At 44.3% G+C, this 22,845-nt stretch carries 21 protein-coding genes; 5 read left to right on the forward strand and 16 right to left on the reverse strand.

Annotated features, from left to right (window positions below; genetic code table 11):
* Positions 1–301: 301 nt before the first annotated feature.
* The 3 genes from K8R76_00145 to K8R76_00155 all read right to left on the reverse strand — a co-directional run bounded on the left by K8R76_00145 (position 302) and on the right by K8R76_00155 (position 4,812).
* Positions 302–1,549: a hypothetical protein gene (locus tag K8R76_00145; protein MCD4846581.1), complete on the reverse strand. Its 1,248-nt coding sequence runs from the start codon at positions 1,547–1,549 to the stop codon at positions 302–304.
* Between the two features lie 561 nt (positions 1,550–2,110).
* A complete protein-coding gene (locus K8R76_00150; protein ID MCD4846582.1) occupies positions 2,111–4,279 on the reverse strand; it encodes a right-handed parallel beta-helix repeat-containing protein in 2,169 nt (722 codons plus the stop codon).
* 200 nt (positions 4,280–4,479) lie between these two features.
* Positions 4,480–4,812 carry a hypothetical protein gene (locus K8R76_00155; GenBank protein MCD4846583.1) on the reverse strand — a complete coding sequence of 111 codons (333 nt, stop codon included), beginning with the start codon at positions 4,810–4,812 and terminating at the stop codon, positions 4,480–4,482.
* A gap of 285 nt (positions 4,813–5,097) precedes the next feature.
* On the opposite strand from K8R76_00155, the gene K8R76_00160 reads away from it, so the two are divergent.
* The 3 genes from K8R76_00160 to K8R76_00170 are packed head-to-tail and all read left to right on the forward strand — an operon-like array spanning position 5,098 to position 8,009.
* Complete coding sequence (locus K8R76_00160) at positions 5,098–5,703, forward strand: hypothetical protein (GenBank protein MCD4846584.1); 606 nt, start codon at positions 5,098–5,100, stop codon at positions 5,701–5,703.
* 39 nt (positions 5,704–5,742) lie between these two features.
* Positions 5,743–6,903 (forward strand): 6-bladed beta-propeller, encoded by a 1,161-nt coding sequence (locus K8R76_00165; GenBank protein ID MCD4846585.1) that lies wholly within the window; start codon positions 5,743–5,745, stop codon positions 6,901–6,903.
* A 5-nt stretch (positions 6,904–6,908) separates the two neighbouring features.
* On the forward strand, positions 6,909–8,009 hold the full coding sequence (locus K8R76_00170) for a hypothetical protein (GenBank protein MCD4846586.1): 1,101 nt from the start codon (positions 6,909–6,911) through the stop codon (positions 8,007–8,009).
* Positions 8,010–8,086: 77 nt separating this feature from the next.
* Here the strand turns inward: K8R76_00170 and K8R76_00175 are convergent, their stop codons facing one another.
* The 5 genes from K8R76_00175 to K8R76_00195 form a co-directional block, all read right to left on the reverse strand.
* Positions 8,087–8,422 (reverse strand): cupin domain-containing protein, encoded by a 336-nt coding sequence (locus K8R76_00175; GenBank protein ID MCD4846587.1) that lies wholly within the window; start codon positions 8,420–8,422, stop codon positions 8,087–8,089.
* A gap of 48 nt (positions 8,423–8,470) precedes the next feature.
* Positions 8,471–9,679, reverse strand: coding sequence for an aminotransferase class V-fold PLP-dependent enzyme (locus K8R76_00180; GenBank protein MCD4846588.1), 1,209 nt, complete (start codon positions 9,677–9,679; stop codon positions 8,471–8,473).
* 54 nt (positions 9,680–9,733) lie between these two features.
* Complete coding sequence (locus tag K8R76_00185) at positions 9,734–10,189, reverse strand: YbhB/YbcL family Raf kinase inhibitor-like protein (GenBank protein ID MCD4846589.1); 456 nt, start codon at positions 10,187–10,189, stop codon at positions 9,734–9,736.
* A gap of 68 nt (positions 10,190–10,257) precedes the next feature.
* Complete coding sequence (locus tag K8R76_00190) at positions 10,258–11,181, reverse strand: cation diffusion facilitator family transporter (protein ID MCD4846590.1); 924 nt, start codon at positions 11,179–11,181, stop codon at positions 10,258–10,260.
* Positions 11,182–12,516: a M20/M25/M40 family metallo-hydrolase gene (locus K8R76_00195; protein ID MCD4846591.1), complete on the reverse strand. Its 1,335-nt coding sequence runs from the start codon at positions 12,514–12,516 to the stop codon at positions 11,182–11,184.
* A gap of 163 nt (positions 12,517–12,679) precedes the next feature.
* Here K8R76_00195 and K8R76_00200 point away from each other — a divergent pair, with 163 nt between their 5' ends.
* Positions 12,680–14,515 (forward strand): hypothetical protein, encoded by a 1,836-nt coding sequence (locus K8R76_00200; GenBank protein MCD4846592.1) that lies wholly within the window; start codon positions 12,680–12,682, stop codon positions 14,513–14,515.
* A gap of 9 nt (positions 14,516–14,524) precedes the next feature.
* Here the strand turns inward: K8R76_00200 and K8R76_00205 are convergent, their stop codons facing one another.
* Positions 14,525–15,475 (reverse strand): hypothetical protein, encoded by a 951-nt coding sequence (locus tag K8R76_00205; GenBank protein MCD4846593.1) that lies wholly within the window; start codon positions 15,473–15,475, stop codon positions 14,525–14,527.
* A 50-nt stretch (positions 15,476–15,525) separates the two neighbouring features.
* Positions 15,526–17,211 carry a hypothetical protein gene (locus K8R76_00210; protein ID MCD4846594.1) on the reverse strand — a complete coding sequence of 562 codons (1,686 nt, stop codon included), beginning with the start codon at positions 17,209–17,211 and terminating at the stop codon, positions 15,526–15,528.
* A gap of 90 nt (positions 17,212–17,301) precedes the next feature.
* Between K8R76_00210 and dacB the strand changes: the two genes are divergently transcribed.
* Positions 17,302–18,639, forward strand: a complete 1,338-nt coding sequence (dacB, locus tag K8R76_00215; protein MCD4846595.1) for a D-alanyl-D-alanine carboxypeptidase/D-alanyl-D-alanine-endopeptidase — start codon at positions 17,302–17,304, stop codon at positions 18,637–18,639.
* Between the two features lie 401 nt (positions 18,640–19,040).
* Here the strand turns inward: dacB and K8R76_00220 are convergent, their stop codons facing one another.
* From K8R76_00220 to K8R76_00245, 6 genes are read right to left on the reverse strand one after another with little or no spacing between them, the layout of a single operon-like run.
* Positions 19,041–19,772 carry a polyprenol monophosphomannose synthase gene (locus tag K8R76_00220; protein MCD4846596.1) on the reverse strand — a complete coding sequence of 244 codons (732 nt, stop codon included), beginning with the start codon at positions 19,770–19,772 and terminating at the stop codon, positions 19,041–19,043.
* Entirely contained in the window at positions 19,769–20,326 is a 558-nt protein-coding gene (gene efp / locus K8R76_00225; GenBank protein MCD4846597.1) for an elongation factor P, read from the reverse strand. The genes K8R76_00220 and efp overlap by 4 nt, the downstream gene beginning before the upstream one ends.
* Positions 20,327–20,381: 55 nt before the next feature.
* Positions 20,382–20,837: a 3-dehydroquinate dehydratase gene (locus K8R76_00230; protein MCD4846598.1), complete on the reverse strand. Its 456-nt coding sequence runs from the start codon at positions 20,835–20,837 to the stop codon at positions 20,382–20,384.
* Complete coding sequence (locus tag K8R76_00235) at positions 20,834–21,523, reverse strand: tetratricopeptide repeat protein (GenBank protein MCD4846599.1); 690 nt, start codon at positions 21,521–21,523, stop codon at positions 20,834–20,836. The genes K8R76_00230 and K8R76_00235 overlap by 4 nt, the downstream gene beginning before the upstream one ends.
* Before the next feature lies 1 nt (position 21,524).
* Positions 21,525–22,469, reverse strand: a complete 945-nt coding sequence (locus K8R76_00240) for a DUF4837 family protein (GenBank protein ID MCD4846600.1) — start codon at positions 22,467–22,469, stop codon at positions 21,525–21,527.
* Positions 22,466–22,825, reverse strand: a complete 360-nt coding sequence (locus tag K8R76_00245; GenBank protein ID MCD4846601.1) for a hypothetical protein — start codon at positions 22,823–22,825, stop codon at positions 22,466–22,468. The genes K8R76_00240 and K8R76_00245 overlap by 4 nt, the downstream gene beginning before the upstream one ends.
* Positions 22,826–22,845 lie beyond the last annotated feature (20 nt).

Raw genomic sequence — 22,845 nt, forward strand, 5'->3', positions numbered from 1 at the left:
GCAGCGGACTTCTAATCCGCAGGCCACAGGTTCGAATCCTGTCGGGCGTACCAAACAGTGCCACCCACCATTAAAACGACAAAATGGGGACACCGATCAGGGTGTCCCCGCTTTCGTTATTGCACTATGGATTCGGACCTCCGATTAAAGATCGGATTGGTGAGTTTACTCTGAGCGAGCGAAAAGAGCCGAAGGGAATCCTGTCGAACATACCATTGATGTAATCTTGCACAATTGCAGTGAAAATATGCAAATACCGCAAGATCTGCAGTGTTTGTATTTGTTCCTGATATCATGAAAACTAGACAAGCTCTTTGGCATATTCATAGATGGCCCTTCTTAAATGACAGATCTTCTCATTCCCTCGAACCTTAACAAGGAGATACCCACGGTCCGTGAGGGCTCGAACCTTCCTGCTGACAGTAGACAGGTCATAATTAGTATCTGAATTCTTCTGAATCTCTGTAATGCTGAGAGATCCATGCATGGCAAGAGTGAGAATAATCTCTCTTTCTCTGTCATTAAGCCTGTCAAACCTGTCCCGACCCATCTCCCTTACAATCAGACTACTAGCTATTTCGATCTCCCTGATTGTTACGGAGTTCTGATCCCGACTCTGTTGCAGTGCTGCGCTCGCGATTCGAATAACGTATCTCGGATTTCCACCGGAAAGATGCAATAGTCTATCTATACATTCAGTTTCAAATGGCTCGATACCACGACCTCGCTTACGTACAAGCTCCAACCTCTTTTCGAGTAACTCCCGAACGTGTTGATACTCCAGAGGAGTTAATCGGAGGCGGTTCTGTTCAGGGAAGAGGTTGTTGAAGGATGGTTCAACCTGAGCGAAACGACTGAACAGATCAGGCGACCCGCCGACTACGAGCATATAGGGTTTCTTCTGAAATAAGAGGCGCATCTGCTGAAGAAGGTCTATGGAGTGCGATCCAGCTACATACTGTCCTTCATCGAGTAGAATTATTATAGCTTTGGGCTTGTGTCCCATAAGTTCCAATACTTCCCTCAGCATCTCCAGGATCTCGTAGAAATCCTCAGGGGAAGCTTTTGTCTCGGTTACAGCCCTTGAATAGCTGAATATATTTAACAGGCTCTCCTTAAGTTGTTTATGCTTGGTAAGTTCTATTCCTTTAAGCCTCTTGCGTATTTCGTCACTGGAAATCTTCTTCCCCAGTTTCAGATAGTGCAGAACTGTGCTGCCCAAACCCAGATCCAATTGATTGAGAAGATCTCCGACCAGTGACTTTACCATTATACCGGGTTCGGTTCCTTCGGCTATATCGATTCGCGAAAAGAATAGACCATCATACAATCTCATCTTTGCCTCGACAAAGTTGATTATCGAGGTTTTGCCGATTCCATCCTCTCCCAGAATGGCGATGTTCTGTGGAAAACCGTGACTTGCTGAGTGAATCAGATCACTAATTCCCTTCCTAACTTCCTCCCTATTTACCAGGAGGTTCATTTCATCCGCTGTCAAAGGGTTATCATTGAAGGGATCGGCCTCAATGTAATCAGAAATAAGGGCCATGCCTGTCACCTCCTTGCAGAATTATAAGTATATTCTACAAGTATTGCAAGTATTGCAGAACTTGCGCAGTATTATCCTGATATCGCAAGAAGTCCAGAGGAAGTTTGAGTGGCATTATCGGGAGCAATCCTAATTCCGGCAATCCCACGAAGGAATGATTATCCTGAGTCTACTCCTGCTAATTCGGAACTATTATCAAAGATCGGAATGGTGAGTTTACCCTGAGCGAGTGCAACGAGTCGAGGAGAAAGCGGAGGTATACCGAGTACCGGTCCGAACCTGACAAGCCAGAGATCAAGAAATCCCGGTGGAGGATTTTGGGTTGCGGCAATAATGTATCCATCATTGGATGTTTGTTGAAAAGATCTTCCTCCCGCAGATGCGGATGCACCAACGGTTGTTTCCCATTCAACGTTTCCAATGCTGTCAATCTTTATAATACAATAAGAGCAAGGTCATTACACAGGATCTCATCATCATTCGTGCTTTTTCAAGCTCGAATGATTGGATTTAGTTTTTAACTTCATATCGGTATAACTGGAGAATGTGAGTCTGATCAGATTATAGTAATATCATTTTCTTTATAATATCTCGCTCTTCTGTTTTCAGTAAGTAGAAATACATTCCCGAAGGAACAGGTTCACTGCTCCCATCTGTACCATTCCAAATCACTCTATGAAGACCGACTCTTAAACTCTGATTAACAAGCGTAATAGTTTTTTGACCTGCTATATTGTAAATTGAAAGCTCTACTGCACCATCTACAGATATGGAAAAAGAGATTGCTGTTGTTGTATTAAAAGGATTTGGATAATTCGATAACAGATTGACTATGCCTGTACTATTACTGATTTCTGGATTTACAGTTGTACCAGCATCATACTCGAAAGCTCCTATATCAGGTGCTGAACCACTATATGGAAAACTGATACCCTGACCTGCATCCCAAACCATTGAGTTAGCTAAAGTGATTCTATTATTATCATAATCTACATCAGTTATCCTTACAGTTTCAACTTCCCCTTCTAATTGAATCAAATCTCCGACTGTTATACCGTAACCATCACAGAAATAACCGGCATCTCCGACTGTTATGACAGAACCAGAACCCGATGAAACAGTATGCGAAAGAAATGTTCCTGCATCTATAAGCTGTGAAGTGCTTTCTAAGTTGAAATCCTCAGTAGTCGGATCTATGAAAAGAGGATCTATTATGATGTTATCGTTAATATTTAGAGGGAAATTTGTCTCCCACCATGAAAGAGGATAGTTTCCTATGAGAATATCATAGATGTATACTTCTCGATCATTAAAGAAATCATTATAACGAAAAGCATTATTTCTAAGTTCAGCTAATTCGGAATAGATCATATATAGTTTTGTACTATCATCTTCCGTGTTATAGATTATGTTATTTGTAAACGTATTATCGTCAACTACGGATCCATAAGATTCGGTAATAGACCATTCTTCAGGATATAGAACCTGCTGGGACTGACCAAGGTAAATGCTGTTGTTATTGTAAAATGTATTACTGAAAAACTTATTGTTCCCGCCAGTTCTACCGTCTGTTAAATACACACCGCCTGACTGACCGTTATGGTAGCATACATTGTTATAAAAACTATTATCATTACCATCTACCTGTAAGCCACACCCCGTACATCGATATGCAAAATTGTTTCTCCATACCTCACGATAGGTATCCCAGTTTGAACACATCGCACTACTGCCGGAATCGTGAAATCTATTATTCTGGATAATGTTATGATGAGGCTGTGTTCCATTTGTATATCCTCTGGTGTTGATAGGGTTATGCCCTGTAAGGGATATATCATTCCCTTCGATCAGATTATGATGACCGGTCAGGAATATTCCATCTCCCTCATCCCAGTACCATGAGCCTGAATGGAATATAGTATTGTCCTGAATCTGGTTGTGGTGTGTTTCTTCTCCAAGGCTTATACCGCCATAAGTATATTGAATGTTTAAATTCTTAAAAATGCAATTACTACTACTGTCACTCAATATTCCGATAACTATCCATTTCATATGAATTCCGTCTATTACTATGTAATCCTTGTCGAAGTGAGCGCCCTTTCCTGTGGATGCTCTCATTGTGTGATTGTTTGGATCGTCTCCTGTGGAAGTCCAGACATAGAATCGCTGGTTTACCTCATCATGATAGAACTTGCCGGGTTCATCAAGGTCAGATAACGAGAAAACAGGCCATAGTCCACAATAGAATTCAGCTTCCTCGAAAGTATCTTCCCATAGCGGAATGGTATAACCAGCATAATGAGCCCAATAGATAGAACCAGTATGATTGACCCAGTCGGTAATCAATAGAGAACGATCAATAACCGGTGTCTCGTTCGGATATGCCTTGTATGTAATGTAATCCCACTGAGTCCCTGAACTTATCGGGTCTATGCTTTCGTTATATGATCCCTCTCTTATAATCGCAGTATCACCAGGTTCCAATTCAGTATTTGCTTTAGAAATGGTCTGCCATGGTTCAGAGAATGTTCCTGGATTGTTATCATCTCCATATGGAGCAACATAATATGTCTCCGCATAAATTGTATTGAAACTGTTCAGTATTCCTAGAATAAATGATGTTATAATGAACTTCCTGATAGAATTGAAGTAATCATACTCATCTTTACCACTCCTGAAGAATCCCAAAATGTCTCCTGCCCAGCCAGTGTTCTTATCTTGAAATGACAATACAGTAACCTGTACAGTTCCGTCAAACCCTAACCAGTAAATCTCAGGAATATCATCTTTCCGCGTAGAACATGCATCTGATAAATGGCGCCACCATGAAAAGTGGCGCCATTCCTCTTACAATGGGTGGGAAGTAAAGCTATCCGATACCTGAATCAACCGTCAACGATCCAGAACAGATCTGATTCGCTTTCTTCCGTTTAGTTGTATTCCTCTACCGGCTCTCCTTCCTCAATGTCGATATCATCGTCATCCTTGAGCTCGATCTCGACTACTATACCTTCCTCGGTAACCAATAATTCATACTCCTCACCGTCGAGAATACCCTCTATCTCGTAGACGATACCCTTGTCTGTAATCTTGGTCATGGCCTTCACCAGTTCAACTCCGGGGAGAACCTCCCTGGCAGCGTCCAGCACCGATAAAGGCACCTCATCGATAGGTACTTCCTCCGCCACAGATTGTGTCAGGGCCGGTGCAGCGGAGAGCAAAAGAACCAGGAACAGTATAGTGGACCTGATATGCTTTTTCATGATGCTTTTTCCTTTCAAATTAAGTTTGACGGTTCACTACAACGTATAGTCATAATATTAACTGGAGTTCCAGGCGCATTTTATTAGATAATGACATCGCCTGTTAAAATGTTACGCTGAAAACCGATACCCGGCTCACAGAGCTTCTCCAATTCCTCTGACTTCAATGGAAGGACGCCGAGTAATACGCGCATTTAATAATGGTTCATAATTTGATTATTATTTGACATAATTTTTCAGAAGCATATTTTGTATCAAAAGGGAAACCTGAAAGGAACGGTTACAATGAGAATTCATTCATCCGGATCTTATGGCCCAGGCCGCAATAAGCGTTATACATCCTTTGGAATATCAGCAATATCTCTACTTCTGCTGCTGGCAGTATCATCACCTGTCACTGGTGATTCTTCAGATGTAGAACAGGCAACTTACTTCTCCTGCATCCATCCTGAAGGTGAAATATTTGATTCCAGTTATCCGCAGGAAGTAGAGTTTTCTGTTATAACCGGTCTGGAAGCAACCGTGTTTGCAGATAGTTTTCTTTCTCTCATGGGTGCAGATGATGTTGTTTTCTGCCGAACAACATGGATCGTGGCTCCTCTCGGTGGTTATCTGGTAGATGGACTATGTGAGATCGATATTGAAGGAATACACTACACATCATTCAGAATCGGAATCGGAGACGGATCAGAAGGTAATCCGGAAGAAGATGCATTCACCTTCATTGCCCGTTCCACAACAGACGGAAACGGAAATATACTCTGGTATCCAGCACCCGGACCAGATTTTCAGCCAGGGGAAGATGAAAGGTTTCCGGAAAACCTTCTCGAATACGAATTCCTTCTGAACAGGGAGGATTTCGAAAATCTTGAAAGTGATTTTCCGAGATAGGGAATAGTTTTTCTCATGTTATTACAGAAAGGATCAGAAATGAACAGAACATGTATTAATATCGCTCTGTTAATCATCCTTGCGGTATTGACCATAGCTACTTCTGCAGGATGCGGAGGTGAAGCAGAATCGATCTCTCCTGTTGAAGAAACATCCGGACCGGTTGATACTCTTGTCCTTGCGGTTACTGATACAATCGGACTTGAAATGGGAGACAGCTCATATGTTTTCGGCATGATCCTGCAGGCCGCTCATGGAGCTGATGGTAACATAATCGCTCTCGATATGCAGAAGGCCTGTCTCAGTGTCTACTCACATGACGGTGAGTTTATCGGAAACATCGGGGCTCCCGGTCCCGGTCCGGGAGAATTTCAGATTCCTGTTGATTTCGCTGTATTCTCTGACGGTAGCATTGCTGTTACAGACGCCATTTCGCGAGTAATCTCCTACTTCGATGCTGATGGCAGTTATACCGGTATGATGGGTGGATTCTTTCCAACACCTCCAATGAGTATCGAAGGATGCCCTGATGGAGCTCTCGTTGGCCAGCATATGCCTATGATCATGACCGGAGAGAATATGGAAATGTCGCTCGAACTCTCGAAGTGGACTGATGATGCTGAACCTTGTCTTACATACCTCTCGAAACCCATGGAGCTGGAGTTCTCCGGAGAGGGTCAGGCTTCTTCGACTGGTGGACCGGATTTCGATTTTGCTGTAGGACCGGATGGCAGCGTACTGGTAGCCGAGATATCAGATACTCTATTCTCCGTGATCGGTTTCTCCCCTGAAGGCGAGGAATTCCTGAATATTCATGAAGTGCGTGACAGAACACCGATGACACAGGAAGAGATAGACGCCGGAGGTCTGGGAATGTCGATAATGGTCATGAATGGTGAGGCATCCGCTGACATGAACAGGATGGAAACCACATACCCATGGCGAAACGTGATAGGCTCTATAGGCGTAGACTCCCAGAGCAGGATATGGGTCGAACTCGCACGGGAAGACCTGCCGGTATTCCAGGTTTACGATTATTCGGGTGAGTTGCTGTTTATAGCAGTTACAGATGTTGAATTCACGCCGGTCACGAGACCAAGTTTCAAAGTCGACGCCGGTGGAATACTCGCATACGATCAAGATCCTATGGATTATCCCAAGATATACCTGTTTGAACTAGTTGAACAGGAATCTGAATAGCAGCAATGATAAACCTGATTATTCTTGTTATCACTGCATCGGCACCGATTCACAATTACGCTCTTCCTGGAGAGATAGATCCAATGGATCCGCATTCCGGGGACTTCCTCGATCTGAACCTGAGCAGTTACGAACAGTCCGGGCTTGAAGCTTACACTAACGAGAATTATAGACTGGCCGCAAGGTATTTCCTTGCTTTCCTCACGAGAAATATCTCAGATACGAATGTCATATATAATCTTGCCTGCTGCTATGCCCTGATGGAAGAACCGGAGCTTGCAGCACTCTACCTCAGAAGAGCAGTGAATACCGGTTACAATGATTTCGGTTACATCCTTGAAGATCATGATTTCGACTCTGTGCGAAATACTCCTGCTTTCGCGGAATTGATGGACCAGATTTCTCAAATACAGCTCGGACCTCCGGAATTCACGGGTGACTACATTCTCTTCGATGCAAAAACATCTTTTCGATGCCTGATCCAATTTCCCGAAGAATTCGATGACTCGGAACAGGCTTATCCCCTGCTTATCGGACTTCACGGGTTCGGTGATTCACCAGAGAGTTTCATCCGACTGTGGGGATATTTCGAATCCCCGGATTTTATATATGCCTGCCCCTGCGCGCCATATCCAGTAACTGTCCATGGCATATTCGGATATTCATGGTTCAGAATGGGAGCGGATTCAATCGAGACATTTGAACTTGACATGATTTCTGCTGAATACGTTGCAACTGCCGTGCAAAACCTGAAAGATAACTACAATATCTCGGATGTTTTCCTCTTCGGTTTTTCTCAGGGTTGCGGTCTTACATGGCTGACAGGGCTGAAATATCCTGACGAATTCTCGGGGCTGATAGGGTTCGGAGGCAGATTCGATAAGGATTTCATACCTGAATCAGTTATTGGGAATGTTTCAGGGATGAACGCTTTCGTGGCGAATGGAACAATGGATGAATCGGTTGATTTTGCAGAGGGAGCACGCACAGTAGATATTCTGCAAAGCTATGGAGTGGAAGTCGAATTCAAATCCTGGAATGGTCCTCACAGAGTTATCAGAAGCATTCTACTCGAGGCTCAGGAGTGGATGGAATCACTGAGATAGCTGCATCAGGCATAATATTATCGCTATTAATATTTAATACTAAGCAAATGTTTAAATGTTAGGCCCGGCCCCTTTTGCTATCTGGGGATGATGCAGAGGAAATCCAACGGTTCGTCTCCGGTGTTTACAAAGTTATGCTCTTCATTCGGAATTACGAGAACTACAGATCCTTCAGACAGTTCCTTCGCTGAATTCCCCTGCCGAACTTCTCCCCTGCCATTAAGAGTATATACCTCATGTTCCCATGAATGTGTGTGATAGGGTGTCTTCCCGCCGGGGGCAATTGTAAAACGACGCATTATGAAATTTGGTGCGCCTTCATCTTCACCTATCAGAACCCTTTTCTTGACACCTGCAGCGCCCTCAATCTCAACGTCAATTGCTTCTATATCCGTATCTTTACGTACGATCATTATCATCTCCTTCTGTGTTTCCGAATAATGCTTATTAATCGCTCTCTGTCACAACAGGCTTATCGGTGCTTCCATAAGTGATTCACAGAGGTACTCAAACTCGGCATCAGAGTTGTAGAGCTGGGCAGATAGTCTGAGGAATCTTCCGCAGGGAATACTTGTGTAGGTAACTGGAATTTCGATCTGCTTTTCACGAAGAAGCCAGTTCTGAAGCAGGTCAATCCCATCCGGAGGAAGTCGTTCCGACGGAGGTTTCCAGGGCAGTGAAACAGCTGCCATAGAACCGATCATGCTCTTAGGACAGTATGGTTCAATCCCCAGTCGCTCGCAGATGAATCTTTCCGCCCTGACGGCTTTCTCATGATTCTCACTAATTATCCCTGTCCATCCACCCGGATGAAGACTCTCCATAAAATCGATGGTGAATGGAATGGACATTCTTGGTGTCGGATCAATTGTGCCGTTCCAGAAAAACTCGATCTGGAAATCGGACATCTCAATGTCGAATTCGGAAGCAACATGGCTCATTACAGCCGGTCGGAAATTCTTCTGCTTATCCGGTCTGACATACAGTAATGCCGATGTTTTCGGAGCGCACATCCATTTATGACAGTTACCTGTGTAGTAAGCAGCGCCAAGTTCTTCAAGATTCAGAGGAACCATACCGGGACCATGGGCACCATCCACAAGAACATCAATTCCGAGCTGATCAAGCCTGAGGACAAGTTCCTTCACGGGGAAAACCATTCCTGTGGGACTGGATATGTGATCTATCAGAACAAGAACGGTTCTTGATGTTATTTCTGACATAATGGAATCGATAACCTGATCAGGGCCCGAAACGGGGCTGTCTATTGGCACCTCAACATATTTCGCATCGTACTTCGCAGCATTCGTTCTAAGAATATTGGCTGACGAGAAGTATTCCTGTCCTGTGGTTACCAGTTCATCTCCGGGATTAATTGAAAGATTGGAGAGAACTGTATTTATTCCAGTAGTCACATTGGTAACAAGCACAATGGAACCGGGAGCAGCACCTGTGAAATTCTCGAGCTTCTCAAGAATTCCAGGGATTCGCGGCATGTATTCCCTCTGGATGAAATCAACCGGCTGGTTCTCCAGCTGATCCAGAAGTCCCGCTCGATAGCTGTTCACTTCTGTTGGGCAGGCTCCAAAAGATCCATGATTCAGAAATACAGTTTCCGGATCGAAATTCCAGAAGGACGCAAATTCACTTCTCTGTTCCTTTAGTTTCAACCGTTCCTCCCGACAGGAAATCGTTAAAGATGGGAAATGCTATTTCAGATAGTGTTAATACAATCCAATAAGCTTGATCTGTTCCAGAATATGCCCGTTCATTTCAACCTCAACATCATCCCTGGAAGCCGCTGGAGGCAGATTCAGCCTGATATCAAGAGCAAAAAGCGTGAAATTCATGACCTGATCCGAATTATTTTTATCCGGACCATCCCATCCAAGGTTTCCAAAGCTGTTTACCCCCTGCAGCGATCCGTCTAACACAATATCGTTATGAGGCTGCTTTCCCTGAACAGCTCCTTCCCGAGGAGGGATATTGTACATTACCCAGTGACAATATTCTTTTCTGTTAATCGGATCCCTACATGATACAATCAGCGAAAGGCTGAGTGTTCCTTCAGGAGGTTCTGTCCAGCCGATTGGCGGAGATGAATTGCCTCCCGGTTTTGAGTACCAGAATGGGATGAAGTCTTTATTCTTGAAAGCACTGCTGCTGATGCGGAAACTCATTCCTGCCCCTCATTCAGAATGACCACTACTTATAAGTATATACTTCTCCGAAGCAGGAGCAAGTACTGCTAATCTAATTCAGATTCGGGTTCTGAAACAGGATGGTTCGTTTCCTGAGGTTCCAGTCTTACCAGAACATCGGTGACACCAGGTCCGAGGTTATAGAGTGCCTTTTCAACTGACTTCAGTATTGAAAACGCCTTTTTCATTGGAAGATCAGCGTTAACTACAATATGCATATCAGCCTGAATCCCGTCTCCATGGAACCGGGTTCTGAGATTATGCACATCAAGAACACCATTCACCGAGAAAGCTATTTTTCTTAATTCATCCCTGATCTCAGGCGGCGCGGCTGAATCGCTGAGCTGCCAAAGAACCGGACGAAGGATATCCAGGCCAAGTTTAAGGATGAACAGGGAAACTATGGCTCCTCCAATTCCATCAAGGAAAATCAGCGCTGGTTCGATTCTTGCCGCAAGAACAACAACTGCAACCGGTATGGAACTGAGGACATCAGAGCGTTGATGCCATGCATTCGCGGCAAGAGCCGGGGACTTGAGTATCTTGCTCATTCTAAGGGTCCACCTGGCGAGCAATTCCTTTGAAGCAATGGAAATTATCGCGATTACAAAAGCAATCCAGCCAGGAGGATTGGCAGCCGGCTTCATGATTGACCCGAAAGATTTCCAGGCAATCAGCAGACCTGTTAATAACATTACGAAACCGACAAACCCCGAAACCATCGTCTCAATCCTGGCGTGCCCGTGGGGATGATTTTCGTCGGAAGGTTTTGTCCAGAAATGTGCTCCAATAAGAATTGCTATATCCGTAAAACAATCAGCCAGACTATGCACTCCATCGGCAACCAATGCGTGACTGTAACCAATTATTCCTCCCGCGATTTTCCCGCCGGACAGAAAAACATTCAGCAGAAGACCTGCAGAAGTTGTACGTACTGTTTTCTGTAATCGGCTCTGATTATCAGAAAGCATTTATCTTCCTCCACACATCTTTCTGATGTACAAGGTATAAAACTCAACCGCGTTCAGGTAGTCTTCTACGGAAACTGATTCCCCTTCTGAGTGGAGAACACTGAGCCCATTCTCTCCAAGGTGAGTTGGGACAAACCTGTAAACATTATCTGCAATCCGCCCATAGTGCCTGGAATCTGTAGCAGCTGGAAAGATGCCTGGTGCGACTGTTAACCCGTGCCAGATTTCCTCAATAGCTTCACAGATTGCCCAATAGTCATCGGTCTCAGTTGAAGCTTCAGAGGAAGGCTCGAATACTTTCCTGATATCCTCGAATTCAACCTCAACACCGAGAGGGAACGCTATTTCCTTCACATGATTCACTATATCATTTGAATTATCCCCGGGAACCGATCTGAAATTAACAAGAGCAGTAACCTCTGCAGGCAGTATGTTCTCTCTGCTGCTTCCATTAAGCATTGTTGGTGCCGTTGTAGTCCTGATAAAAGCATTACCTAAAGGCCACTTCTCTATAATCTCTGTCATTTCCGGAAGGGGAAGCGATTCAAATTCTTCTCGAAGCAAATCGATGAATAGATTTATGGTTGCCCTGAACATTCTATCCACCGGTTCACTTAATCTTGCGGGCATCTGATGTTTCTCAAGGAGAGCAAGGCATTCACCAAGAGCCCCTGCAGCAGTCCGAATGCCCGGTACGGATGCATGTCCCTGTTCACCTCTGGCAATCAATCTCAGGGTAAGATAGCCCTTCTCTGCAAGGCCGATAACTGCCACATCCTCCCGGAGCCAGGGCAGAGTGTATATGTATCCCCCTTCATCAAGAACAGAGCTGAGCTGAATATCCCTTTCAATCAGTAATCTGACTATTTCAGCCGCTCCGTTCAACCCTCCTGTTTCCTCATCATGACCGAATGCCAGAAGAATAGACCGGTCAGGCATGAATCCCTCATTCAGAATATCTTCGCAGGCTTGAAGCATCCCTGCAACACCTATTTTGTAATCCACAGAGCCTCTGCCCCAAATCCGTCCATTCTCGATTGTCCCCTTGAAGGGATGATGAAGCCATTTTTCTCCCTCCTCCGCCGGAACAACGTCAAGATGTGCTGTGAGCATGATCGGTTTCAGAGAGGGATTGGATCCTGGCAGAGTGTAGAGCAGGCTTCCTCTGTTGATTACCTCTCTCCGGAAACTCTTATGAACTGCGGGAAAGACCTTCTGCAGGTAATTCTGGAGCTGCAGGAAAGGTGCCATCTCGAAGAAAGAACCAGGTTGAGCGGATACAGTTCTGAATTCAATCATCTGTGCGAACTTCTCTACTTTTTCTCTGTCTGTCACTTCAAACCTTTCAGATAGCAGGGATTAAAGACTGCAAATTTTTTCAGAGGCGGTCAAGAGCCTGTATATGAGAAATTCTGATATGACAATCCGCAGGTTCATGGTTGACTGCGGATACGTCAGAGGATATTTGTTTAATGGGGAATAATTTTCGGAGGAAATTATGTGGCATATTGCAGCATTATCACTTCTGATATCGGGACCGGGTTCAGATAGGCTTTCCGGAATCGAACTTCCGCATCAACATCAGATGGATCACAACGAACACCGAGGATCAGTTTCACTGAATGTTTCAGGTGAAGACGGAGGAAGAACACTTAATAAAACCGTATATGGTTTCCTTCCATACTGGGGGGATGATACATGGCTCAGATACGACTTGATAAGTGTTCTTGCCTGTTTCTGTGTGGATATGGGAAGCTCCGGAACAATTACAGCCTGGAACGGATTTCCATCAATATTCACCGAAGCAATTGAAGGCACGAACGCCGCCGGGGGAACAGCAATTGTTACTGTGGTGAATTTCTCCTCCTACGGAATCCATTCAATTCTTACAACAAACAGAGATACTGCCATCAATACAATTGTTGACCTTGTCAATGACTGTCCAGTTGAGGGTGTATCAATCGATTTTGAGAATGTCAGCTCCAGTGACCGAGATAACCTTACTGCGTTCATGTTCGATCTCAGAGCTGAACTTGATGCTTACGCCCCCGGGAGCCATCTTTCGATCTGTACACCTCCGGTAGACTGGGGAAGTGCTTTCGATTATTCTGAACTTGCAGAGATCTGCAACGCCCTTTTTATGATGTGTTACCCATTTCATGGCTCATGGTCATCCATTGCCGGTCCCTGCTGCCCTTTAACCGGATGGGGAGCTACATCCGAATCATCCAGCAATATGGTCTGGTGCATGGGGGATTATGCGAAGTATGCTCCTTTCCAACATGATAAAATCGTCGTGGGTCTTCCTTACTACGGGCACCAGTGGGAAACAGAGGGGAGTTCACCTCATTCAACGATAATCGGCAACTGCTCAACTCTCTTCTATACTACACTTGTAAACAGGGCTGAAACTTACGGAAGGCTGTGGGACAATGAGTCACTCACTCCCTGGTACGCTTTCTACAGCGGAATCTGGAACCAGGGATGGTATGATGATGAGGAAAGCCTTTCTCTAAAATACGATATGATCAGGGAAGCCGATTTTCAGGGAACTGGAATATGGGCTCTTGGATACGATGGTTCCCGCACTGAGCTATGGGACTGCCTTGAAGAATCCTTCTGCGGCGAAATATGGACAGACAACATCACGGACAATCTGGAGAGCCGATTCACAGTACACGGCCCGGAACAGTACTGGTGCAATGTTACGGAAGGCGGGCAGTTCTACGGATACTTTTATACGTATTCCATCTCAACAGGTCCGGATATCAACTGGGCTGAGTGGACTTTTGAACTTCCGGACAGCAGTCTTTCATATATGCTTGATATCTGGCTGCCGGAAGGCGGAACAGCTGAAGTAAGTTATAGAATCCTTCATGATGGAGTAGAGGATACATTTACAATCCAGCAGTCTTCATACGCAAACGAATGGGTTCCTCTGGGAGGACCCTGGAACGCGTCAGAGGGTCTATCAGTAATAACAGGTGATTACACCGGCACCGAAGGACATCTAATCGTAATAGACGCAATACGTTTCTCAACAGATATCGGTATTGAAGATAATGCCGGAGATTCTGGATCAAGCCCGATATCCCTTCTGTCCGGGAATCCCTCATCTATGTTCGCTTTGAATTTATCATCATCTGATACAGAAGGTTCGGTTCTAATCTATGATACATCAGGAAGGCTGATCTTCAGCCAGATTTTTGAAGCGGGAATCTCAGACAGGATATGTTACTGGCCAACTGATGAAAGTACTTCATCAGGTGTATACACTGCTGTATATCTGACAGGTCAATCGGTTTCTACCGTCAGACTTGTACTTATCAGGTGAAATAGCAGGCTAATCGGTAAGTGAAAACACGCTCAACGAAAAACCACTGTATCCAAGGCTGTCAATCACAAATGGTTCTAACCGTTTCATTAGTTCTACCGCTTCACCAAGATCGTAGGCGTCGTAATCAAACATGGTGGCAACCTGAATCGTTCTTTCACCGTAGTCTTTCCTCTGCAACCTCCTGGCAACAGTGAAAACCACATCGCTCAACTGACTGTCAACAAATTCATCCGTGGTGATAGCCTTGTCATACTTGATACTGAATTCATCCACACTCCCTCGAATCATCTCCGGTGTAAAGTAGATTTTTATAATTACAGCTCCTGGAATGGAGTCAATAATGGTTTGATCCAGTCTGATGAGGGGTGCTGAAAAGAAATCAGTCTTGGTGCTGTCAGTCCATACGCAGAGCCTGTCTATCGTAAGGGGTTTAATTTCCCTCAGACTGATTTTCTGCAAAACGTAACTTGCTGCCGGACGTAAGGGTACGATTCTGCTTCCAAGAAATGACACAGTTGATCCTTCCGGTATCAATGTCATATCAACATTTGCTCTTGGTAATGCTCTGGATGCACTATCATTCAGAACGTAGACTATATCAGAGCCTATGAGTGAAGCAACGGAATCAATAGGGTTCTCTTCAATTATTTCATCGAATTGAATTCTTTGAGCAAGTACTGGTGTAAATTCAGATCGGTCGAAAACATGAGTAACCACATATGCCGCAGCCAACCCGATAATCGCAATTAAAGCACCAAGAGTTGGAATATGCCCTCTGGGCGGAGGGACTGTGAATTTAGTACGTTCTTTGAAGCTGACAGGCCTATCAAGTTTTTTCTGAAGTGCACTTCTCTTATTCTTTATGGGATCGTTCTGTGATGAAAGTTCAAAACCACAGTTTTCGCACCTGCCGGTATCCCGTCCGTTATTGTCGAATCCACAGCATCGGCAGTTCATTTATACACCTCCCGAAAACAATTTATTCAAATTATATGTATGCATACTATTTAAATGATCTCCTGACTGTCAGAAGATACTGTTCCAGATGGAATTATCTCAGTTAAAGAATCGGCATAGATAAATCCATCAATAAAATCTCTGTCCAATTGAATATGATATACAGATCGCAGACTGTCTACAAGTCCAGACACAACTTTTTCTTCGTTCAGAATCCTGGCAGGTTCATGAAGACTCTCCCTGGATTCATCAAATGACGCCTGATGCTCCGGAACGATATCTTCAATTTTAAAGACAAGAACTCGCTCAGCTGAAAGGGAACAGAAAACGGTTTCGCCTAACTCAGCGTCGAAAAGCATTTCATTCCATGGGGTTGGAATGTCATTAAATGTCATGGGGTTGGTGAGAACGATCTCATTCGGGGCAAGAAGATCAGCAAGCGGTGTCAGATCATCTAAACGGCTAAATGGTTCTTCACCTTCTGACACAATCTGATGTAGTATTTCCAGCTGATCCTCTCCTGTTGCTCCGATTGTCATAAATGTCCTCTGTTCATAGACAATCAGATTTGGAAGGCTATCCTCATACATTTCGAGTAACTGCGTTGAAGTTGGTTCGATTCCAGGTTCAATTACCAGACTATAATACACATCAAGCAACTCATCTGAGACCTGCCGTTCGACTATGTACAGTATTTCCGGTAAAGTATCCATTTGCAGTTTTCTCGCTTCAATAGCCATAATTTCATTTAAGCCCTGTGTTCTGCAGTAATCCTCGACCCATTCAGGATCTGCAGGATCGCGTGATGCGAAAACGGGCAAATTCCGTATATCCTCAACTAAATCCAGAAGTGACCGCTCTCCCCCGGTAAATGTATATGCAGTAATTCTTTCCTGCTCAGTGGAGTAGGGCTCATAGTTCCCTCTGTTGTCGATTGCATGTTCCGCAATGAGTTCCGGTACTCCGGATGTTATCCGGAGATCATGTACAGTTACCAGGCTGTCTTCCAGTTTCCGTCTGTATTCATTTTTCAAATTGCCAAGTATCTGTCTGGATATGGATTCACTGATGTCTTCAAAAGGTGGAACAGAATCGAGTTCGATACTTACCATCTGCAGAAATTTCCAGTTTGAATCAAATGCAAGCATGGGCGATACATCACCTGCTTCAAGCTCCTGTAATAGCCTGAAATCTTCCGAGGAAGACCTCATCAGATCAACAGGTCCGAAATAACCCCTGAAAGCTGCCTCATATGAATCTATCGAAAATAATTCAACCAGATCTCCCATATCATGTCCATTCAGTACAAGCTGTTTGAGACTGTCACAAAGAAGACTGTCGTCAACGGTTATCGATGTGTAACTCACCATTGAACCAAGTTGGGAATAGTATTCCTCCACCGTATCCGAAGAAAGCTCCACTTTCTCATCCAGTATCCATTCAAGCCAGCGTTGACGCAATTGCCTGTTCTCTATTTCGAGTCTTCTACGTTGAAATTCAGGTCGTGAATCAAATTCTCTTGCCTGAGCATCCTGAAGTATGAGCAGTCTGTTTATCAGACTTTCAACCCTGAGGTTAACTAGTTGGGAATCACCATGAAACGGCTCCAGTGCAATTGCAAGCCTGTCTTTTTTGATAGTCTCAGATCCAACCATAATCGCTGTATCTTCAGGGAGTTGCCGACCGCAACCCGTGAAGAGCCAGATTATTCCCAATAACGCGAACAGACGTTTCATTCTTTCCTCCGTATACGCTTCATTACGTGGTCGATTATATTCAGCAATCTAATGTAGCTTCATATTATTCCATGTCAACAGGAGGTTTCATTGAATCCAGTTTTTCATTTTCTTCTGCTTCTCTCAGTATCATTACAAATGCCGGAGATTCCCACGGCCTGGCGCGCGGGGATTTACGCCCAGGATACTGAAACAGGGGAGATTCTGCTGAGCATAAATGAGGACCAGTGTTTCAGACCGGCATCAACAGTGAAACTGGTGACTTCTTACATTGCTCTAATGAAACTTGGACCTTCATACGTTTACGAAACAGAAGTACTCGCTGATACATCGGGCGGTAACCTGTATATCATCGGTTCCGGCGCTCCTCTTTTGAGTGCGGAGCATGTTGAGATAATGGCTCTGGAGACAGCTGCGTCTCTTCCACCCGGCTCATCCTGGAAACTGTTCTGGGATACTTCAAAATTCAATGAGGAATCCCACTGTCCGGGATGGGATGCAAATGACTGGAGTAAAGTGTATTGTCCTCCAATCGAAGGACTCTCCATTGGAGACAATATCCTTCAGATCATTATCTCAACAATCGGCGATTCTATGAGAACTTTCGTCTACCCTCCCCTGCCTGATCTTGAAATTACTAATAATCTTATCATCGGAAGCAGAATTCAGATAAGAACCACGGTTAACGGATGGGAAGATAATGCGCCCAGGCTTACTCTTCAGGGAACTATGCCTCCGGATACTCACACAGTGTTGTACAAACCCTTTGCCGGTCCATCAATGGAATTCTCGGAAATGTTCTCCCTCGCTCTTGAGAATACCGGGCTGGATATCGATACTGTCCTGCAAGGTGAAGCACCGGATGATACTACACTAATCAGAACATCGGTAATCTATTCAGATCCTCTGTTTGTTCTTCTGACATCAATGAACAAATGGAGCAGAAACATGATTGCTGAAATGGTTTTAAGAACCGTAAGCCTGGAAACCGGGTCAATTCCTGCTTCAACAGGCGCTGGTTGTGATGTTGCAGGACAGATTCTCAGAGATCTCGTCCCTGCTGTTCCCGGAGTACAGCTTGCTGATGGATCAGGACTTTCCAGATTGAATCTTCTGGCTCCAAGACACCTCGCTGCAATTCTGTCAAACGGAATCAGTTCACCTGAATGGGGAGTTGAATTCCTGGCGACACTGCCTGTAAACGGTGTGGACGGAACGCTGAAGTCAAGAATGAGCAATCTTCCTCGAGGGGCTTTCAGAGGTAAGACCGGATCATTGAACGATACTTCAACAATTGCCGGAGTACTTACAGCCTTATCCGGCAGGAGAATTATCCTTGTGATCATGCTTGAAACTCCAGGTGGATATACCTTCACCGCGAGAGCATGGCAGGACACCTTCATAACCTGGTGCTGGGAAAACTACTGATAAGGGGAGGTAGGGTCAAATCTTTCCTCTTGATAAATAGTATCAATTTGACGCTGTTTAACAGTGAATGAAAAAATTATTAAGTAAAGTTCTGAAATGGAGCAACCTGCCCTGAGAAAATTAAGAAAAGGACTCAAATCTCAAGAGTTGATCAATCATATAAATCTAATCAGTAAGAACGGCGCGATACGTGTCAGCGTGGTAAAATATCTCTTGAAAGATCAGTGCGATGAAATTGTTGTACCGTTTCTGTCAGATAACTCAACCTGAAATAGCAGACTTCTGGAAGGAATAGATCGTAGTACAGATAGTCAGACAAGAAAGGAATGCAAGTTATGTTGGTAAATGATCCACAATTGAAGGAAATATTTGCTAAACAAATTGATAAGTTGATTCAAATATCAAGAGGAAAGATTTGACCCCAATCCTCGGAAGAGCAGTCGTATCGGGGTGAAAAGAGATTCAATGAAAATACCTGATGAGACTTTTGAATCACCCTTTTTCCTTTCAACAAATACAATCTGTACTTCACCGATCTCAATACCCTCTTTCCAGACACCGTAAAGGGTCTCCACAAGAAAGGCATAACCGGACGCTTTGATCCCTGATGATAAAAGAGCTGGTATCACATCTGAGTGGAAACCACGAAATCCGCTGGTGCAATCCGTATACGGCATCCTTGTAATGAACCTGATATACTTGTTAGCGGCATAACTCATATTCAACCGCATTATTGACCAGTTGAGAACACTGACTCCTTTCAGATATCTTGAACCTATCACAAAATGATATTTATCCAGAGCTTCATCTATTCTTCTGATATGTGAAGGCTGGTGAGAAAGGTCGGCATCCATCATGAATACACGTTTCCACTTCCCAATTTCCTTCACATGCCGGAAGGCGGCTCTATATGCCTGACCAAGCCCCTTCTTCTCACCCCTGCGAAGAAGAGTGACACCTCCGTCAGATTCTACCAGCTGCTGTATCAAATCAGCTGTACCGTCCGGAGAACTGTCGTCAATGAACAATAGATCAAAGTTGCATTCTGTTCGAATCTGTTCATATAACGGAAAAATATTCTGAGCCTCGTTGTATGTCGGAATCAGGATTATACGGTCAGAGTTCAGGATTATATCCTCTCCAGATAACTGTCATTTCGAGTATCGATTTTTATTACATCACCCTCCTGGATAAACAATGGAACCTGAACCTGCAAACCGGTCTGAAGAGTAGCCGGTTTAGATCCTCCACTTGCCGTATCTCCCCTGAGACCGGGGTCTGTCTTCTTTACCCTGAGTTCAACAGTATCAGGAGGTTCAACAATGATCGGGATATTATCCACAAAAGCAATTTTTACTTTACTGTTCTCAATCAGATACTTCGCAGCATCACCCACAAGGTTGTAGTCAAGGTGTTCCTGTTCATAAGTATCAGGATTCATTACAACATAATCCAGGTCAGTGATATAGAGTAATTCCCAGATCCGATGTTCCACGCGGACCTCTGTTACTTTTTCACCGGCTCTCCAAGTTCTGTCAATAACTTTACCTGAAAGTACTCCCTTGAGTTTCGATCTGACAAATGCCGGACCCTTCCCAGGTTTTACATGTTGAAAGTATACAATCTGATACAGAATACCATCGATATCTATTACCATACCCCGCCTGAAATCATTACTTGTTGCCATCGTATGAAAACTCCATTTTCATTTTTCAAGTCATGTTAATTGTTAGTAATCGAGTTCAGGAGCTGTTTTCGCCTGCCATATCACAGACGATATCAATGGCATTAAGATAACCAGTGATACCAGCCCCGGCGATAAATGCATCAGCAGCCCTGGCTGTGATCAGATTGCTTCTGAAAGATTCACGTGACAGAACCTGACTGATGTGAACCTCGACCACAGGACCGTCAAACGCACTCAAAGCATCAAGAATTGCGATCGAATAATGTGAATATGCTGCCGGGTTGATAACGATTCCAATTGAACTCCCGGAAGCCCTGCCTATTGCCTGAACCAATTCACCCTCAATGTCAGATTGAAAGAAATCGATGGAAATACCTGAGGCGGAAGCTTTCCGTTCTATCAGTTCAATTAGTTCGCTCTGAGTCGTATTCCCGTAGTGAGCGGGTTCTCGCTCACCAAGCCGTGAGAGATTGGGTCCATTTATGACAGCTATCATTCGGGGAGAATTCATTCAACCTCTTTGTCATACGATTTCAACTGGAATTCGTCCTTTTCCTCTTCAGAGAAAAAACCAAGAAGACTGCCGGTTGATGATATCTGAATATCAGGTTCATCACCGGAAGGAGCTTCAGGAACCTCCTCTTCGGAAACAACGTCGGAATCAGACACAATTCCCTGTGACTTCAAAACCTTCGTCATTCTTTCAGTCTCTGGAAACACACTTGTATCCGGATCGGATTCATCTGAACTTTCATCATCGTCATAAAAGTTTTTTGATGAATTCTTCTTAATCTTCGCATCCTCCAGCAATTCCCGCGCTTCTTCATCACCTGGATGCTCGAACAGGTACTCCTCGAGATATTCTACAGCTTTATTCCATTGTTTCTTCTGAAAATGAATCTGCGCCAGATTGAGAAGAGCGACAAGATTTTGGGGCTGAGCATCATGTGCATTGCTGAAGATATCAAGCGCCTTCTCAAGAAGACCTGAATCACGAAAACACTTTCCCTGAACGATACTGATGGATATGTTGCCATTCCATCTTCTCAATCCGATCTCGGCCATTTCCAGAGATTCGTCAAGCCTTCCTCTCTGCCTTAGAAGATCAGCCAATCGTGCGCAGACTGTAGGTGTAGGATGCTTAACCCATTCATTATCAAGTTTCTCTATCTCCTTGGAGTAATCATTCCCGGCCATTTCATCCTCCTGCAAAGAAAGTATTCATTATTATCCAGCCTTCACGGACATATGGTTCCTTTTCTCTGTGTTCATGGAAGATTTCCATATCCAGCAGATACCTGCATCCATCGGCATGTAGAATATAGCTGGTAAATGCTCCTGCGTTCAGATGATCAGGATTCCGCCACATTCCTAGAAGCTTCCACCCTCTGAGACCATGCAGCTCATACTGGTCTACCACAACCCTTGATCTGTCAACAGAATCTGCAGCCGCATTGTAGAAGTAGTGTCTGGCAACAGTTTCACGCCATAAGACAGCATCATCCGGATTCAGTACAATGTCATCGTCAATCCATCTTATGCTAAGAAGAAGCAGGCATTCATCGGATACGGTACGTTGATACTGAAGAAATCCGGCATCCGGATCCCAGTCGGAGAGTTGGTAAGATTTGGGGATATCCATACTGAAACCAAGTGTTAGAAGACTGTCTATTCTCTCCGGGCTGCTCATCTGTGTAGAAACAAAGCTTCCGTAAATATAAGCCGATAGATGCTCATTATACGATCGCTCGAGCAGTCTGGATAATTCCGCTAACTGTGTGAATTCAGATTGAATGATACCAAATACATTCTGTCCGGTTGCCCATACATCGTCTGCCTGGTAAATACCATCTATCCGCTGAAGCACATCGGGGAGCCTATCCTCCTGCTCTGCAACAAATAGAATTGTCCTCCTGTTTCTGAGATCTCCTTTGAACATCTCTTCGGTACAGGAGGAGAAATTGAAAACATTTTCAGTGTCTACTGTAATAACATGAATCTGAATGTCTTCCAGCAATTCATCAACCAGGCTGTAATCAACACCTGATCCGTAAACAACAAGGACTCCCTTGACAGGACCGGTTGCAGGACTCCTGCATGAAATCAGAAACATCAGAATAGAAAGTGCTGACAGGTATTTCATTTATTTTTCTTTCTCGAAAGTAGCGGAGTGGCGAATCGAATCAGAGATACAACTGCAGGAAGGAATCGCGCCGCGGAATCAAGCATCGGAGAAGTTCCCGTAGTACCGTTTATCCTGTTCAGGAGTTCCGTAGACGCATTCGCTGTTCTGCCGATATCTTCCCCTGTCTTTTCGATTTCCAGCATCACTGATGAAACACGGGGCATCAACTCCTTTATCTCCTGACCAAGTGATTTCAGAGTACCATCCATTTCGCTTAGAGTCCTGTGCATTTTCAGAACAATTGAAATGAAGAAACCAAGACCAATGAACAGACCGGCTACACCAACCAGCTGTATTATGAAAAGCCCATTCATTCTATACTCCTAACTCTTTC

It is taken from the genome of Candidatus Aegiribacteria sp. (assembly GCA_021108435.1).
Lineage (GTDB): Bacteria > Fermentibacterota > Fermentibacteria > Fermentibacterales > JCC-6 > Aegiribacteria.

Bases quoted from the DNA above. Each gene is read 5' to 3' on its own strand.
- K8R76_00145 (MCD4846581.1), bottom strand. From the start codon at position 1,549: ATGGCCCTTATTTCTGATTACATTGAGGCCGATCCCTTCAATGATAAC.
- K8R76_00155 (MCD4846583.1), bottom strand. From the start codon at position 4,812: ATGAAAAAGCATATCAGGTCCACTATACTGTTCCTGGTTCTTTTGCTC.
- K8R76_00160 (MCD4846584.1), top strand. From the start codon at position 5,098: ATGAGAATTCATTCATCCGGATCTTATGGCCCAGGCCGCAATAAGCGT.
- K8R76_00165 (MCD4846585.1), top strand. From the start codon at position 5,743: ATGAACAGAACATGTATTAATATCGCTCTGTTAATCATCCTTGCGGTA.
- K8R76_00170 (MCD4846586.1), top strand. From the start codon at position 6,909: ATGATAAACCTGATTATTCTTGTTATCACTGCATCGGCACCGATTCAC.
- K8R76_00175 (MCD4846587.1), bottom strand. From the start codon at position 8,422: ATGATCGTACGTAAAGATACGGATATAGAAGCAATTGACGTTGAGATT.
- K8R76_00185 (MCD4846589.1), bottom strand. From the start codon at position 10,189: ATGAGTTTCCGCATCAGCAGCAGTGCTTTCAAGAATAAAGACTTCATC.
- K8R76_00190 (MCD4846590.1), bottom strand. From the start codon at position 11,181: ATGCTTTCTGATAATCAGAGCCGATTACAGAAAACAGTACGTACAACT.
- K8R76_00200 (MCD4846592.1), top strand. From the start codon at position 12,680: ATGTGGCATATTGCAGCATTATCACTTCTGATATCGGGACCGGGTTCA.
- K8R76_00205 (MCD4846593.1), bottom strand. From the start codon at position 15,475: ATGAACTGCCGATGCTGTGGATTCGACAATAACGGACGGGATACCGGC.
- K8R76_00210 (MCD4846594.1), bottom strand. From the start codon at position 17,211: ATGAAACGTCTGTTCGCGTTATTGGGAATAATCTGGCTCTTCACGGGT.
- efp (MCD4846597.1), bottom strand. From the start codon at position 20,326: ATGGCAACAAGTAATGATTTCAGGCGGGGTATGGTAATAGATATCGAT.
- K8R76_00230 (MCD4846598.1), bottom strand. From the start codon at position 20,837: ATGAATTCTCCCCGAATGATAGCTGTCATAAATGGACCCAATCTCTCA.
- K8R76_00235 (MCD4846599.1), bottom strand. From the start codon at position 21,523: ATGGCCGGGAATGATTACTCCAAGGAGATAGAGAAACTTGATAATGAA.
- K8R76_00240 (MCD4846600.1), bottom strand. From the start codon at position 22,469: ATGAAATACCTGTCAGCACTTTCTATTCTGATGTTTCTGATTTCATGC.
- K8R76_00245 (MCD4846601.1), bottom strand. From the start codon at position 22,825: ATGAATGGGCTTTTCATAATACAGCTGGTTGGTGTAGCCGGTCTGTTC.